Annotated in this window: 13 protein-coding genes; 3 read left to right on the forward strand and 10 right to left on the reverse strand. The window is 51.3% G+C overall.

Going from position 1 to position 13,997, the window contains the following annotated elements; all coding sequences use genetic code 11:
• Genes WG891_RS01015 through WG891_RS01035 form a run of 5 tightly spaced genes read right to left on the reverse strand, consistent with a single transcriptional unit; the run spans position 1 to position 5,437 of the window.
• Entirely contained in the window at positions 1 to 1,800 is a 1,800-nt protein-coding gene (locus tag WG891_RS01015) for a hypothetical protein (protein WP_337261251.1), read from the reverse strand.
• Entirely contained in the window at positions 1,797 to 4,265 is a 2,469-nt protein-coding gene (locus WG891_RS01020; protein WP_337261252.1) for a lytic transglycosylase domain-containing protein, read from the reverse strand. The genes WG891_RS01015 and WG891_RS01020 overlap by 4 nt, the downstream gene beginning before the upstream one ends.
• Positions 4,265 to 4,792 carry a hypothetical protein gene (locus WG891_RS01025; protein WP_337261253.1) on the reverse strand — a complete coding sequence of 176 codons (528 nt, stop codon included), beginning with the start codon at positions 4,790 to 4,792 and terminating at the stop codon, positions 4,265 to 4,267. The genes WG891_RS01020 and WG891_RS01025 overlap by 1 nt, the downstream gene beginning before the upstream one ends.
• Complete coding sequence (locus WG891_RS01030; RefSeq protein ID WP_337261254.1) at positions 4,782 to 5,237, reverse strand: GNAT family N-acetyltransferase; 456 nt, start codon at positions 5,235 to 5,237, stop codon at positions 4,782 to 4,784. Before WG891_RS01030 ends, WG891_RS01025 begins: the two co-directional genes overlap by 11 nt.
• Complete coding sequence (locus WG891_RS01035) at positions 5,234 to 5,437, reverse strand: hypothetical protein (RefSeq protein WP_337261255.1); 204 nt, start codon at positions 5,435 to 5,437, stop codon at positions 5,234 to 5,236. The genes WG891_RS01030 and WG891_RS01035 overlap by 4 nt, the downstream gene beginning before the upstream one ends.
• A 332-nt stretch (positions 5,438 to 5,769) precedes the next feature.
• Between WG891_RS01035 and WG891_RS01040 the strand changes: the two genes are divergently transcribed.
• Complete coding sequence (locus WG891_RS01040; protein WP_337261256.1) at positions 5,770 to 6,006, forward strand: hypothetical protein; 237 nt, start codon at positions 5,770 to 5,772, stop codon at positions 6,004 to 6,006.
• Positions 6,007 to 6,341: 335 nt separating this feature from the next.
• On the opposite strand, the gene WG891_RS01045 is transcribed toward WG891_RS01040, so the two are convergent.
• A complete protein-coding gene (locus WG891_RS01045) occupies positions 6,342 to 6,824 on the reverse strand; it encodes a toxin YdaT family protein (protein WP_337261257.1) in 483 nt (160 codons plus the stop codon).
• Positions 6,825 to 6,943: 119 nt separating this feature from the next.
• Between WG891_RS01045 and WG891_RS01050 the strand changes: the two genes are divergently transcribed.
• Positions 6,944 to 7,216: a DUF4224 domain-containing protein gene (locus WG891_RS01050; RefSeq protein WP_337261258.1), complete on the forward strand. Its 273-nt coding sequence runs from the start codon at positions 6,944 to 6,946 to the stop codon at positions 7,214 to 7,216.
• Positions 7,217 to 7,603: 387 nt separating this feature from the next.
• The gene (locus WG891_RS01055; protein WP_337261359.1) at positions 7,604 to 8,374 is read left to right on the forward strand and encodes an autotransporter outer membrane beta-barrel domain-containing protein; all 771 of its coding nucleotides are present in this window, start codon (positions 7,604 to 7,606) and stop codon (positions 8,372 to 8,374) included.
• A gap of 92 nt (positions 8,375 to 8,466) precedes the next feature.
• On the opposite strand, the gene WG891_RS01060 is transcribed toward WG891_RS01055, so the two are convergent.
• The 4 genes from WG891_RS01060 to WG891_RS01075 form a co-directional block, all read right to left on the reverse strand.
• A complete protein-coding gene (locus tag WG891_RS01060; protein ID WP_337261259.1) occupies positions 8,467 to 8,841 on the reverse strand; it encodes a lysozyme inhibitor LprI family protein in 375 nt (124 codons plus the stop codon).
• A gap of 126 nt (positions 8,842 to 8,967) precedes the next feature.
• Positions 8,968 to 9,930 carry a helix-turn-helix transcriptional regulator gene (locus tag WG891_RS01065; protein ID WP_337261260.1) on the reverse strand — a complete coding sequence of 321 codons (963 nt, stop codon included), beginning with the start codon at positions 9,928 to 9,930 and terminating at the stop codon, positions 8,968 to 8,970.
• A gap of 116 nt (positions 9,931 to 10,046) precedes the next feature.
• On the reverse strand, positions 10,047 to 12,404 hold the full coding sequence (locus tag WG891_RS01070) for a beta-glucosidase family protein (protein WP_337261261.1): 2,358 nt from the start codon (positions 12,402 to 12,404) through the stop codon (positions 10,047 to 10,049).
• A 17-nt stretch (positions 12,405 to 12,421) separates the two neighbouring features.
• On the reverse strand, positions 12,422 to 13,789 hold the full coding sequence (locus WG891_RS01075; protein WP_337261262.1) for an MFS transporter: 1,368 nt from the start codon (positions 13,787 to 13,789) through the stop codon (positions 12,422 to 12,424).
• Positions 13,790 to 13,997: the final 208 nt, after the last annotated feature.

Below are 13,997 nucleotides of genomic sequence, written 5' to 3' on the forward strand. Positions count from 1 at the left end.
TTATCCCCTCAGGAAACAGCTTACGGCCACTTCGAACAAACCCGCGTCGTGCTTGGCGTTTTCAACATCTCTATTTGCTTGTTCCATCAAATCCGATGCTTTGACCGTTGTTATTGTGTCGTCTGGATTGGCAACATGTACCTGTAGATCAGGGTTTTCAGTAATTGCGCGTTCAGCATCGCGGATGTCTGTTTCAACATTGGCAGTTTCATCTATCCCCCTGATCAGTCGTTCAGTAGAAGCGATTTCATCCTGCTGAATTTGTTCACGTGTTCTTGGCTTTGGTGTAGAGAAAAGGGAAAGCCCCTGCGCCTCGGTCTGTTCCTGCTCCTGCCGTCTGCGCTCAAGTGCTGAGCGTGCATCATAAAAACGCCCACCGGGTGAACTATCCGCCAGGCGGTTTTGCCGCGTGGCAATATCTGCACGTAATGACTCAATTTCACGGGTAAGCCGTTGTAGTTCGCTTTGCCGCTCCTTGCGCGCCTCCGCTAGCTTGCGACCACTTCCGGTAAGTGGTTGTTCTTGCAGGCGCTGTAATTCTGATTCTGCTCGAGTTGATTGATATGTGAGATCGTTAATCTCTCGGGATAGCGCTTGCCGCTCACCGCGCGGGATAACCTGCGTTGCCAGCGCCGAAAATTCAGCATCTTCCCTGGCGCGAATAGCCGAACCCTCATCGACAAGTCCCAGCGCCTCACGAACGGAAAGTGAAGCCATATCCAGGCGTGGTGCTTTCTGTAGAAACTGCGCCCCCTCAAGCAGGTTGCCAACATCGACAGGGTGCCCGGCCAGAACATCGGCCATGGCTTTATTCATGGCATTAACGTGAGCATTGCGGGATAGCACACTAACGGGCACGCCGGGAGCGGCGTTAATCTCATAATTAAGATGTGAACTGGTGGTCAGTGCTGCCGATATCTCATCCGAAGTTACCGGGCGGGCGGGGAGGTTTTCACCTTTGCTGTTGATGAAGCGGCCAAGGCCACCAAAGGCGATGCCTAATACGGCATCAGTGGCCAATGAATGCCCGTCCAAAATATCATACTGCTGAGCCATCTCAGCATAACCACCACGCCTCAGGATGTCGGCAGATAGGCCGCGCTGCGCCATGCCAAGCGTGACGTTAGTTCCTGCCGCATAGAAAATATCTGGCGCGGCCCTGGCTGCTGCTCCGGCGATCATACCTACCCTGCTGCCGCCAGCAGAAAGCGCAGCCCCCACGCTGCCGGCAAGGGTTCCGCCCGCACGCAGCCCCAAAGACATTGGCAATACCGCACCGAGTGCCGCCGTGCCTCCCGTCACCAGGGCTTTCTCAACCGCCGTGCCATAATTAACGCCGTCAGCCGTTGATCTCTCATAATCAGAGAAGCCCTGCAGTGCGCCAACCGTCGCCGCCGCGCCCGGTAAACCACCCATTAAAGAACCGGCTACCGCCTGCCCGCCGATCTCCGCCAGCGAGAACAGCACTTGCCCGGCTGTTCCCGTGGTACCCCTATCCGGGGTTAACGATCTGACTTGCTGTTCAGCAAGTTTACGCTGCTCCTTGATAAACGCTTCTGACGTGTCGTTAACGCCAAGGGTTTCACTGACGGCTTTTGCGATTGGGGAAACAACGGTATCGACACCAGCCCAAGCGACCTGATCGGCCTGCGTCACCCCGGCATATAACCCTTTAAACGGGGCCGTAAAAGCACCGTCGAAAAAATCAGCATCAGAGCGGCTAGTTGAGCCGATAGGGTTTTCTGCTGCGGCTGCCAATTGCTGGTTTTGTTGGGTCTGGTTAAAACCAAAATAACTCATTCTGGTATACCTCCCTTACCAAGCCGAACGCGCTCTGAGTTCAGGCGCAGCACTACGGGGTTTCCATCCTTTCCGGTGAGGTACCCAGCCCCCAACTTAATCAGGTACTGACTATCACCAAAACTTTGCAGTCCATATTGGCCGGGCGGGGCTTTAATTCCCGCGTCTACAATTTGTTCTTTCCATGCCATATTGACCGAACTATCAAATTGGCTTTCTGACATTCCCCACGGCAGTAAAACATTACCCTGTCCGTTATAGTCATACACGCCACCAGTTGCGACGTTGATCGCCTGCTCCCATGCATCACTGTCGTATTCACCTGAAAAAGTGCCCTTGCGGGTCATTAATCCGGCGTAGTAATCCTTGGCCACCTCATACGCCTGCGCGGCCCCAATAGCATCACCGGCAAATGCGTCACCCACCTTCGAATCAAAATCCGGGCGCAAATCCGTATCTTTCGGCATTTCAATGCCTTTGGTTTTGTTCTCCACCCCATTCACTTTTGTGGTTACACCGGCGCGCGCGTTGGCACCTTCCATAATGGTTTTTGCAGCATAATCCGGGTTAACCATGGTGTCGGAAATCCACCCCGAGTTACCTGCTATGCTCCCACCCTTGCCCATAATCGCGCCTGCAACGGCAGCCGATGGCGCATAACTGCTTACCTGTTGAAGTGCTGCGGAGTATTGCGCGCCGGTGCCCAATCCTTGGCGCATGGCATCCAGATAGGCTACAGATTGCGATGCGGGAGCGGTGCGTAACATTTCACCAATTTGCGACGCCTCTGTTTTTGAAAAGACGGTTAACTGCGTGCCGTAGCTGTGTGAAACCTCTACCGCCTGCCGTGTACGTTGAAGCAATCCTGTTTTAACCTGCTCGGGGGTACTGAGATCCAAAGCATTTGCCTGTTCCTGCTCAATAGCATACTGAACAGGGTCAGCACGGCGCGCCTGATTTACGTGGGTAAACGCCTGCATTAACCGGTCATATCGCTGCGCATCATTGGCATACCCAGAACCGGGGGAGGGCTCCAACTCTCGCATGTATGCAACCTGGGCAGCATAGGGCATTTTTTGAATAAGGGAGATATCGTTACCAAGTTCCAGGGTTTTCTTAAAGTCTTCATAGCGCCCTAATCCCTGCCCAATTCCATACGCATTAACAAATTGATCCTTGTCGGGCACATCAGGTGAAACCTTGCCGCGGAGAGCGGCGGCCGTTGCGTCACGCACCTGTCCATCAAGAAAATCACGGTATTCAGCCTGCTGCCTGGAAAGTAAACTGTCGGCATAATGTCTAAGCCTCGCCTGTTCTACTGGTGAGAGATTGGCAAATTGTGGGTAGGGTGATGTCGCTCCCCCGGTACGGGTTAAAACACTTTGCACATAATTCCGGGTTTCCGAATAGGGTATTTTCTCAGCAAACTCAGATTCTGAAATCACCCCACTACGTGGATCGCCAAAATCCTTAATCCATTTATTAACGCTCCCAGCCCCCGCGTTGTATGCGGCCAGCGCCAACGTGCGGTTTCCGCCAAAGTCAGCAAGTTGCTTGTCTAGGTACGCCTCACCCAACGCACGGTTATATTCAGGATCATTACGGTAACGATTTTCATCCCAGGGAAGCCCCGCCAGAGCGGCGGCTTCTGGCGCAGTGGTTGGCATCACCTGTGCAATGCCGACAGCGCCTTTAGGAGAGGTAACGGGCTGCCCCTGATCGTCGAAGTGTTTACCGCCGCTTTCCTGCATAAACACAGCTTGTCGCAGGTCAGAAAGAGAACCGCCACTTCTTGAGGAAAACGCTCCCGGGTTTGTGGAGGCAGCGTTATACATCGACATGTATTCTGCTTTCCGTTGGTAATCCCCCTGGGCGGCGCTGATCATTTCGGCAGACCAGCCATGCGCAGCACCAAAGCTGCCTATGGTATCTCTCGTACTCCCCGTTTCGAGCTGAAAGCTGATTAAGTCATTTCCATAAGTAGCGGCGCGGTTGAGGCTGCTTTCGAGGCGGGCGTTATAGGTACCTGTTTCCAATTGGCGGCGCTGGCTGATTTCATGCGTAAAACCCGCCCGCTGAAATTGTACTCTTCTGGCCACTGCCTGTTTTTGTAGCTCTTGCCGCATTTCAGGTGATAAATCCGCCGCAATCCCGTTGGCGAAGGTTTCATAGCGTTCCGTATATTTCTGTGTCGCGCCCTCCGCATTCGCCCCCTGGAGAGACATCAGCCCATAGTCTGGATTGTTCAACTGGTCATTAAGAAATTCATCGAGCTTTAACGTTTTGCTCTGAATGATTTCCTGATTTTCCTGATCAATGCGGCGCTGCTGGTCTTCCGCAACACCGATCCCAACTGTTGCCAGATACTGCATGGCATTTGCCTGAGCGCCCGTATTGCTTACATCAATGCGTGTGGGTTGGGGGGAAGGTGTTACGTTACCGAAATTACCGGTTGGGATACGCATTACTTAATCCCCGCGTTCGTGAACATGTTATTGCTTGATGCCGTATCTGTTGACGGCGTCGGATTGGCTCTCCTCCATCCAGAAAACGCCCTGGCTCCTCCCGCCAGTAATGAACTCCCCGCATTGATATAACCTGCGGTTGCGGCATTGCTGCCGCTGATACGGTCAGCCTGCCCCTGAGCGTTGTACCGTGCCCCGGTATTAATGCCGTTAATGATGGTGGTATACGCATCGCTTTCAGCCTCTTCTGTAATGCCAGAGGTGATACGCAGTGCGGTACCCTCACCAACCTCTACCCCTGATGCTGCCAGCGCCGCATTAGCCTGTGATGCCTGCTGTTTGCCCATCTTGCGAATTCGGTCAGCCTGAACCATTGATGCTGCGCGTGCTGCCTCTGCATCCGCGTTCGCCTGTGCCGCCTGGTAGTTCGCCATTTTTTTCTGCTGCTGCCCAGCAGCAACCGCGCCACCGGCCGCCAGCACAGAAGAGGCGACTGTTGCGGTGAGTAATGCGGTTTCAACACCCATGTGATACCTCCTTTCTGAATAATAAACCGGCATCCTCAAACCCCATCGAGCGGTAGAGTTTTGCCGTGCCTTCAACGTTGATTGCGGTAGTAATGCCCAGGCGAATTTCTGTGGCACCTTTCAGCTTTGCCCATTCACAGAATGCGCACAGCAGCTTCATAGCCGTAATGCCGTGGCGATGCTTCGGAGCGACAAAGAACGAATAATCGAACGCAAGCTTTTCATCAGAAAACCAATGCTCAGTTACAGCGCCAGCAATACCGCCTACAACCTCACCGTTTTTTACAGAAACAAAAATGACGCCAGCACCGTCGATAACCCTGCCCATGAGGTCAAAAACCTTGCCCCGGTTGTAACTCAACCGGGCATAACTGGATTCGTTGTGAAGCATTTCGCCCAGGCTAACCAGTGCCGGGATATCTTCATGCGTTGCTACTCTGATCATGCATGACCTCCTTTGCTTCCTGATTGTGTTTTCACACTTTCGATACCCAGCGCCTTGCGCATGTAGTGCCGGGCAATCGTGTTGATCGATGGAGCTGCGCCCAAGGGAGAACGCTTTCTCTCCACATCCTGCAAGCGCTTAAGTTCGTCGAGTGTTTCGTTATCAAAAAGAATGGGCTTACGAGTGTTGATCCGTGGCATTGCAATACCTCGCTTGGGTTTTGGGAGAGGGGGAACGCTGTGTGATAATTAACTACAGAATCGAATTTAAGGAGAAATTTTTTCTATATTATATCGAATATGGGGATTATTTTTTAGTGAGAATAGCGGCGTTATTGAGTGGAGGTTAACCACGGTGACGTTGGCAGGCAGTGAAATCGTAACCAATTGAAATAAAATGCTTTAAAGTGGGGTGTTATGGATTGGAAAAGCAATAAAGCAGAGAATCCCCCGCTGTTCCCTCGCGCGCGCGCGCGTTTAGGGGGTTCCCTTTGCCGTTAGTTGCCTCTTTCCGGGTCGATTGGTTTCGGGTCATGACGGACATTACCCGTACCACGTTATCCATAGAAAAAATCGCCAAAGAACTCGACGTTGCGAAGTCCACAGCCTGCGGTTGGAAGAGTGGAGTAGAGCCGCGCCATTATGACGGGGAGAGGTTGATCACCCTCTGGTGCGAAATCACAGAAAGCGACCGTGACCGGCTCCCCATGTTAATCAGCAAACCGTTTTGGTTACCTGGCTCAAATGAAAAAGCGCACGGCAGAAAATAGGCGCTCTCAGTCACGCCGGCGATGTAACCGTTAACGGCTTCAACGAGCGTTCAACGCAACTTCAACGATTCCTGATAGCCCTTCAACTGAACAGTAAAAACGCATGCAGTGAACCAACGCAAAAAGCCGTTTTGTTGGTTCAAAATCGCCTTTCGTTGGTTCGTTTTTTGGAGATAATACCTTATAAAACAATCACCTTTACATATTGAACCAACCGAACCGACTGAACTGACACTCTTCTGTATCTATATAGCGAAATAACCGAGAAAATTATCGCGTTCGAACGGCAGAATGCGGCATCGCAGGAAGCAATTTCACAATCGTTGGCGATGAAGTCAATTTTCAGTAACGTGATGAAGTATTGCGTTCAGGGAATTATGGGCTGTTCTGATGTGCCTAACGGCGTCACGGTCATCCAGCAAAACAGCGGTGACCACATTTGACACATCACGCAATAATACCGATATAAGGAGATTTACCGTATTGCCTTCAAGGTGGGCTCTACGTTCTGCTGGCAGGGCTGCGGCTATTGCGTTGGCCAGTTCGCGGAGCTTTGCCCTGGATGCTTTCGACTCACCACGCAGCCAGCGGAAAATCGCCTGTCGATTGGTGTTGATCGCCTGAGCATCGGCCTCTCCTTGCTCATTTTCTATCTGGTATAATTTCACCCTTTGAGGGCCGGGGCAGAGTTTTAACCACATACGAGTGATCTCGATCGTCACGTGTTCCTGCCCTTTCATAGCTGCCCAGTTTATTACTTCATTTTTCAATTTTTCTAATTCCAGTCTTTCCTTTTTTAGCTTTTTCATGTTTCTCATGGTTTGCGTCTCCTGTCGCGAGTTGGAAACCTGATTAGACGTAATCAGATTGATACTGCTTATCGATTAATATCTGCTAATTTGGTGTTTAAATATCGAGCAGCTAGGCAGGGAAAGGAATGGTCGGAATAGAAACGCGTGATCAAAGCATGACACTCATCACCGAAGAGGAAATGTTAGAGATAACGGGATCGCATTACCCAAGCAAGCAATGCCAAATCTTGCAGGATAATGGGATCCCTTTTGTAAAACGTATGGATGGCAGGCCGAGAACAACCTGGTACAACTTCAACCATCCTTTAAATACAAGGCATCCGGAACCAGAGGAGAAAAAAGTAGTCGAGCCTAATTGGGCGGCTATGGATGAACCTACCCCCAGAAGAAAGAAATAGGTCAGGCTAACACTCCACCAGCACCAATCCATATATGGTTAAAAATCATTCGAAATCGCGACAGGCGAGGACAAATGTGTATAGGAATGTGTGTAGTTTAATTTTTATAAACTCACGGATCGCCGTATTTACTGGTTTTAAGTGCTGGCGTTCTACTCCCTTCATCGCTCCAAACTCACCTATCCCTAAGTATCCCAAAGTCTACTCAAGCCACTACCTACAAGCCTTTACATCAAATTTCATTATCCTGACGTCTACTAAGTTGTATTGAAATCTACTCACCGTTGGGGGGATAGATGGGGGTATTGAACTAAACACCCCCAAAAAGTACTCCCTTGAAGGCGGTACGCACATTGAGAGATACCCCCTCATGAAGCTGAACGCCAACTGTCCAACTCCAGCAACCGCTATGTGGCGCAGTTGGGGGGCGAAGTGTGGGATACGCAGTTTACCGGGCAGGATCGCTTCGGGCTGGGGGTGATGGCCGGTTATGGCCGCGCAACCGGCACCACCGACTCGGGGGAAACCAGCTACAAATCCGACAACAGCCTGACGGGCTATACGGTCGGGGTGTACGGCACCTGGTATGCGAACGCCAGCGAACGCCATAGTCCGTATGTGCATGGCTGGTTGCAGTACGAGTGGTTCAATGCCTCCGTCAGCAGCAGTGCCTACGACAGCGGTAATTACCATCTGCGCGGCGTGATCACCTCGCTGGAAGGCGGCTATCCGATTGAAATCTATCAGGGTGAGGAGAATAACACCTATCTCACACCGCAGGCGCAGTTGACGCTGAACGGGGCTAAGATGAGTGACCTGCAAAACAACGGCTCTCTGGTGCAGCAGAGCGGCAACAACAATCTGCAGACCCGTCTGGGGGCCAAACTGTCGAACGACACGCAGATGGGGAAAGACAGCTCACGTATTCTGACCACCTATGTGGACCTGAACTGGATCCATAACACCCGCCTGCCGGGCGTGAGTGCCGATGGTCTGGGAGTCCAGCAGACCGGCAGCCGCCATCTGATTGAGGTGAAAGTGGGGGCGGAAGGCAAGCTGAATAACAACCTGAGCCTGTGGGGCAACCTGACGCAGCAGATAGGGCAGAAAGGGTATGATGACAAGGCGGCGATGCTGGGGGTGAAATACAGCTTCTGACCGTGGTGAGATGTTGATAAACGCGGGCTGCCTAAGCGGGCAGCCCGCGGTTAACTGGGATAATGATTTGCCGGCTAAGGCACTAGGCCGGGTTACTGTTGCTGAGCCAGTTTGTTGCTGTCGCAACCGGTACTTTTACACTCACGCTCCACGCTTTTCAGAAAGTTAATCCGGCTTTGCATGGTTTTATTTGAGCAATCAAGGAACAGGCGCGCGCCGTCGCTGCATTCTTGATCGCGGCTTTGCAGCCACTGTACCTGTGATTGTTTCAACGTCTGTTTTTGCTGCTGATTCAGCAAACCCATCACTTTCTTGTATTGCACATTCAGTTCCTGATCCAACTGAACCATTTCCAGTGACGCACAGTAGGTTCTATCATAGGCGTTACGCGGATTATCGCAGCCACCGGCCAGCGCGGCGGCAGAAACCAACAGCAATGAACATCCCAAGATTGTTTGTTTGATCACGTTGTACTTCTCCTTTGGTGTTGGAAATGCGTCGGATTGTACAAAAAATAGTGGTAGGGCACAGCTTAATGTTTTGATCCTTAAAGGGGGGGCAGAGGTTCCATTCCGCAGCCGACATGAGCCATGTTAATCTGAGAAGGCTTTCAGTTGCTGTAATAAGCCCTCACTCAACGGAATACAGTGAATATCCTCCATCTTCTGCATGGCGTGATGGGTAAAGTTCATGTCGCGCAGATGGTGCTTGCGATATTCTGTTGGCGTCATGTTGCAGTATTTATTGAAGGCGATAATCAGATGTTTGTGTTCCCTAAAACCGCAAATATGGCTGATTTCCGTAATAGGGTAAGCGGTATCTTTCAATAATTGCCGCGCCTTATTGACTCTGGTGAGCGTTAAATACTCTTTGAAATTGTGATTGCTGACGCGTTTAAACATACGGGAAAAGTAGTGATAACTGACCCCGCAATATTCAGCCAGCAACCCAAGGCTCAATTCCTGTTCATAGTGCTGATTGATGTATTCGATGCCCTTTTTGATCATGTCCAGATCGCGCGCCAGGATCTGGCCGTTGGCGACGGGTTGGCCTGCTTTTACCAGGGAATCCAACAGCAGGTAAATGGTCGCAATACGGCGAAAAGAGGGCGTAAGGTGCAGCAGATCCTCAACGAGCTGGAAAATCATCTGGTAGACCTGACGATCGTCTTCATCTTTCCGCTCATGCCACTTCACGGAATAATGGGTTTTCGGTGCAGGATGGGCTTCATCAAACAGCAACGGGGAAAACTGGATCGTCAGTAGGCTGCTGTCCGTCGCTCGAGCCTGCAGCGAATGGATGTCTTCTGCGTTGATATACAGCAGATCGCCCGCAGAGAACGTATGGGCATGGTTGTTCACGGAGATCGTAAACCCGCCGGATAAAACCAGTATCAATTCCGGTGCAGGGTGCCAGTGGGGTTCGCAGTAGCGAACCGCGGCTGAAAATACGTTCAGTTTTTCGGAGTCAAACGCAATCAGCTCGTAACCGGGTTGCCCAGACGCCGATTTTGTGGGGGGGGAAGCCTGCTGACGGGTAACAGAAAACGGGAACATAGGCGGCGCTCCTGGCGGAAATAAAGCGGCTTTCCCGATCAGAAAGCCGGTATATACCCTTCATAATTCAGGCAACTCAACTTATTCTGGCTATAGATTATATCAGATGTGGCCCATCACGAGCCGGAACTGCCATTCAGTGCTGCGCTCAGTTCCTGGTGGCTAATATCCAGCGCCAGAAACTCGGTGAGAGCAATAAACATGCCGCAGAACAGGTCTGGAGCAAGAGCAATCAGCCGTTCCCTGATCTGCGCTTCTGGTTGCCCATTTTTAGCCGCGATCAGGCTGACCACGCGAGAAAATGCGCCGGGGTGATTGATGAGTTGCTGCAACGAGTTATCGTTCTGCAAGGGAACGTGCCGTGGCTCGCCAATAACCTGCAAATCACACTCCAGCAAGATCTCGCGGGAGGAGGTGCCGAGCTTGATCCAGTAAGTACCACTTTCGACAATCCACCCCCCAATTCCAGGGTGATAGCAGGCCAGATCCTTCCAAGGCAGTTGCAGCCTAACCTGGCGCGTTTCCCCTGGTTGCAGCAACACTTTGGTAAAACCTTTTAACGCCTGGGGCTCTCGCAGTAGCTCCCCCTGAGGCGCGCTGATATACAACTGGACGATCTCTTTTCCTGCCATTTTCCCGGTGTTGACGATGTTCAAACTGATATCCAGCGTTTCGTCTGGCAGTAACCTTGATGCGGACAACTGCAGATTACGGTAGGCGAATTGGGTATAGCTCAGGCCGAACCCGAAAGGAAACAGCGGGGTGAGACGGCGTTTGTCGTAGTAGCGGTAACCGACAAAAAGGCCTTCACCATAATAATGGCGTAAATTCTCTCCTGGGTAGTGCAGCCAGGCCGGGGTTTCTTCCAACGTGTTGGGGATCGTGACCGTCAGTTTGCCGCTAGGGTTGGCCCGGCCAAAAAGAATATCGGCAATGGCGCGGCCCATTCCCTGGCCGGCAAAGAATGTTTCCAGCACGGCCTTACAGCAGGGCAACCAAGGCATCACTACCGCATCGCTGTTGGCCAGCACCACCACGACATTAGGCTGAACCTGTGCCACTGCGCGGATGAGGGCTTCATGGGACGGTAGGATATTCAGATCTTTGCGATCGCCGTTTTCACCGTCTTCACCGATGGCAGTGCTGACAAAAATCACGGCAACGTCCGCCTGGCTGGCAAGATCGACCGCTGCTTGCTGTGCGGGTTCATCTATCAGGTTATCGTTAGGGGTGCCAATGGCATATTGGATCTGAAAATCATGACTGGCGACGTCAAAAATCTCATCCAGTGGCCGATCAAGCAGATAAGGCCGGGTGGTCGCACAGCCAGAACCCTGTATTACCGGTTCCTGTGCCGGTTTGCCCAGAATGGCGATCTTATGTGTATGGGCAGGCGTCAACGGCAGTAATTGTTCCTCGTTTTTCAGCAGCACGATAGACTCTGCCGCCAGTTGCTGGGCCAATCGGTGATGGTGGTCAAAATCCGCCCGCACATCTTGGCGGCGATTGCGCTGCACTTTATCAATCAGCGTCAGCATACGCATACAGGAGCGATCCAACAGTTCTTGCGGAATATCTCCCCGCTCAATGGCGGCGAGTAACTCTTCTTTATAACCCCGTGTTTCCGGCATGGCCAAATCGTTACCCGCCAGGAGCGCAGCAGGGCGATCTTTGATGCCGTACCAGTCGGACATTACCAGCCCCTGATACTGCCACTCATCACGCAACACGCGGGTGAGCAGAAAGGGATCTTGAGAGGTCTGCACGCCATTGAGCCGGTTATAAGAGGACATCACTGTCCAAGGGTTGGATTTCTCAATCGCGCGCTGAAAGCCTGCTAAATAGATTTCTCGCAGAGCACGTTCCTCAATCACCGAATCCATCTCGGTGCGGCGATATTCAGAGTTATTACCGGCAAAATGCTTGAGGCTGGCACCAACGCCGGCATCCTGTAAGCCATTGATCAGGGCGGCCGCGAGATCGCCACTGATAACCGGATCCTCGGCATAATATTCGTATCCTCGCCCGGCCAGCGGCGTACGGCGAATGTTGATTCCAGGGCCAAGCAGGATGCCGACGCCCATCTCCTGGCATTCATGAGCCAGAGCCTGGCCCATCTGGTACAGCAGTGCAATATCCCAACTGCAGCCGAGGGTAGAGCCATTGGGGAAGCAGGTCGCTGGCTTTGAGTGGCTGAAGAGTGCTTCCGAGCCGCCGCGGGCGGGTTCTGGGTTCTGAACCAGATCGCCCGCGTTTTGCGTGATAACGGACAGGAAATCATCCATGCTCCAGTTTTCACCCTGATCAATCTGTGCGGTGCTGTAGCGGACGCCATAGGTACCGTCCGTCATCACGATATCTTTTATTCCGTGCTGCGGCTGTGAGGACGTGCGCCACAGCCCGCTGCCGGTCAGCAGCGCCACTTTCTCGGCCGCAGACATGGCCGCAATGGTTTCTTGAAAATGGTTATTCATCGTTGTAATCCTTGGTATTACAGTGAGCTTTGTTTGCGTAGGGTTATTTTTTGGATGATGTCCCGATAGGTTTTTTCATTTAGGGAATAGAAGGTCACGAATATCCCACCAAGGAAAAGCAGGGCTGCAGGGAATAACGTCATCATAATGTTGATGCCCTCTAAAGCGCTGCTGCTAATATTTTCAGAACTATAATCAAAGTAATCCAGCATTAAACCGGCGCAGCCACCGCCGATCGCCATGGCGATTTTGGTGATAAAGTTAAAGAAACCGTAGATAGCCCCTTCGGTACGGACATTATGTTGCCACTCGGCATATTCCACGGTGTCTGCAATCATTGACCACATGGTAACGAATCCCATACCCAGCGTGATGCTGTAAAGGCAAACCCCGCCCATGATTAACCCGATGTTGTGGCCTGCCAGAAAGTATTGCATTAACAGGCCGATGATACCTATTGCCAGTGCCAGCAGGGTCATGTTCTTTTTCCCCATGGCGGCGATAAGCTTCTCGGAAATAACGGTGCCGGCAATATAGGCGACGGACTGAATGGCAAAAAACGTGGCGGTGAAACCTTCATCCTTAATAACATATTTAATGAAGTAAATAGCAATCGCCATCCAGACGGTATAGGCAATATAGAAAAACACGGTGAAAAGCGACAGATTAATCAAGGGAGTATTGCGGCTTACCGCCGTGAACATCTCTTTCAGCGTTGGCGAAACGGCAATATCTTCGTCAACCGCGACACGTTCTTTAGTCATACCGAAGCAGGCCAGAAAGAAGAAGGTCGCCAGTAGCGCAAAACAGGAAACCGCGAAGACATATCCGGTATGTTGCTCAGTAAAACGGCTGATAATGGCGTCTGCGCTCGTGGATACCATCATATAACCGATGATCGCAAAGACGAAGCGGTAGACGGACAGTGAAGAACGCGAAACCTCATGTTGTGTCAAGCGGTTGGTGAGGGCCGAATAGGGGGTGTTAACGGCCGTATAGGCCAGGCAATAAAGGGTGTATGAGATTAAAGCGTAATAAAATTTAAATTCACCGCTAAACGTCGTGAAACATAATATGGTGAGTATTCCCAGCGGAATAGAGCCATAGAGTAAATAGGGGCGTAATTTGCCATGGCGGCTGTGGGTTTTATCGACGGCATAACCGATAAAAATATTAAAAACGGCATCGAGCACCCTGGCGATGACAAAGATTAAACTGGCTTCTGCTGCTGAAATACCATAAATATTCGTGTAGAAATAAAGTAAAAACAGCGACACAAAGCCAAATGAAAGGTTAGAGGCTAAATCGCCAAAGCCGTAGCCAATTTTTTCAAGAGTACCTATTTTTATATAGCTATGAGAAAGTTTTCCCTGGTGTGTATCCATTGCGATGATCTCACGGATGGTGTTCCCCTAGTATACTTTGGCATTTTTATCCGTCTTTCCGTTATTTGTTCGCTGAGTTGCCTTTTTTTGTCTTTTCCAATGCTTTTAAATAGAGTGTGATGGCCATCACGGGAGTGCTGCAATATTCACCGTGATGTTCTATCGTTTGCAGAGTACAGAAGATAGAAAAGCCCTCTTTATCGCTAAA

Source organism: Serratia sp. MMO-28 (assembly GCF_037199905.1).
GTDB classification, from domain to species: domain Bacteria; phylum Pseudomonadota; class Gammaproteobacteria; order Enterobacterales; family Enterobacteriaceae; genus Chania; species Chania oryzae.

Excerpts from the sequence above, each read along its gene's own strand:
- WG891_RS01015 (WP_337261251.1), bottom strand. The coding sequence starts at position 1,800 with ATGAGTTATTTTGGTTTTAACCAGACCCAACAAAACCAGCAATTGGCA.
- WG891_RS01020 (WP_337261252.1), bottom strand. The coding sequence starts at position 4,265 with ATGCGTATCCCAACCGGTAATTTCGGTAACGTAACACCTTCCCCCCAA.
- WG891_RS01025 (WP_337261253.1), bottom strand. The coding sequence starts at position 4,792 with ATGGGTGTTGAAACCGCATTACTCACCGCAACAGTCGCCTCTTCTGTG.
- WG891_RS01030 (WP_337261254.1), bottom strand. The coding sequence starts at position 5,237 with ATGATCAGAGTAGCAACGCATGAAGATATCCCGGCACTGGTTAGCCTG.
- WG891_RS01035 (WP_337261255.1), bottom strand. The coding sequence starts at position 5,437 with ATGCCACGGATCAACACTCGTAAGCCCATTCTTTTTGATAACGAAACA.
- WG891_RS01040 (WP_337261256.1), top strand. The coding sequence starts at position 5,770 with ATGACGGACATTACCCGTACCACGTTATCCATAGAAAAAATCGCCAAA.
- WG891_RS01045 (WP_337261257.1), bottom strand. The coding sequence starts at position 6,824 with ATGAGAAACATGAAAAAGCTAAAAAAGGAAAGACTGGAATTAGAAAAA.
- WG891_RS01050 (WP_337261258.1), top strand. The coding sequence starts at position 6,944 with ATGGTCGGAATAGAAACGCGTGATCAAAGCATGACACTCATCACCGAA.
- WG891_RS01065 (WP_337261260.1), bottom strand. The coding sequence starts at position 9,930 with ATGTTCCCGTTTTCTGTTACCCGTCAGCAGGCTTCCCCCCCCACAAAA.
- WG891_RS01070 (WP_337261261.1), bottom strand. The coding sequence starts at position 12,404 with ATGAATAACCATTTTCAAGAAACCATTGCGGCCATGTCTGCGGCCGAG.
- WG891_RS01075 (WP_337261262.1), bottom strand. The coding sequence starts at position 13,789 with ATGGATACACACCAGGGAAAACTTTCTCATAGCTATATAAAAATAGGT.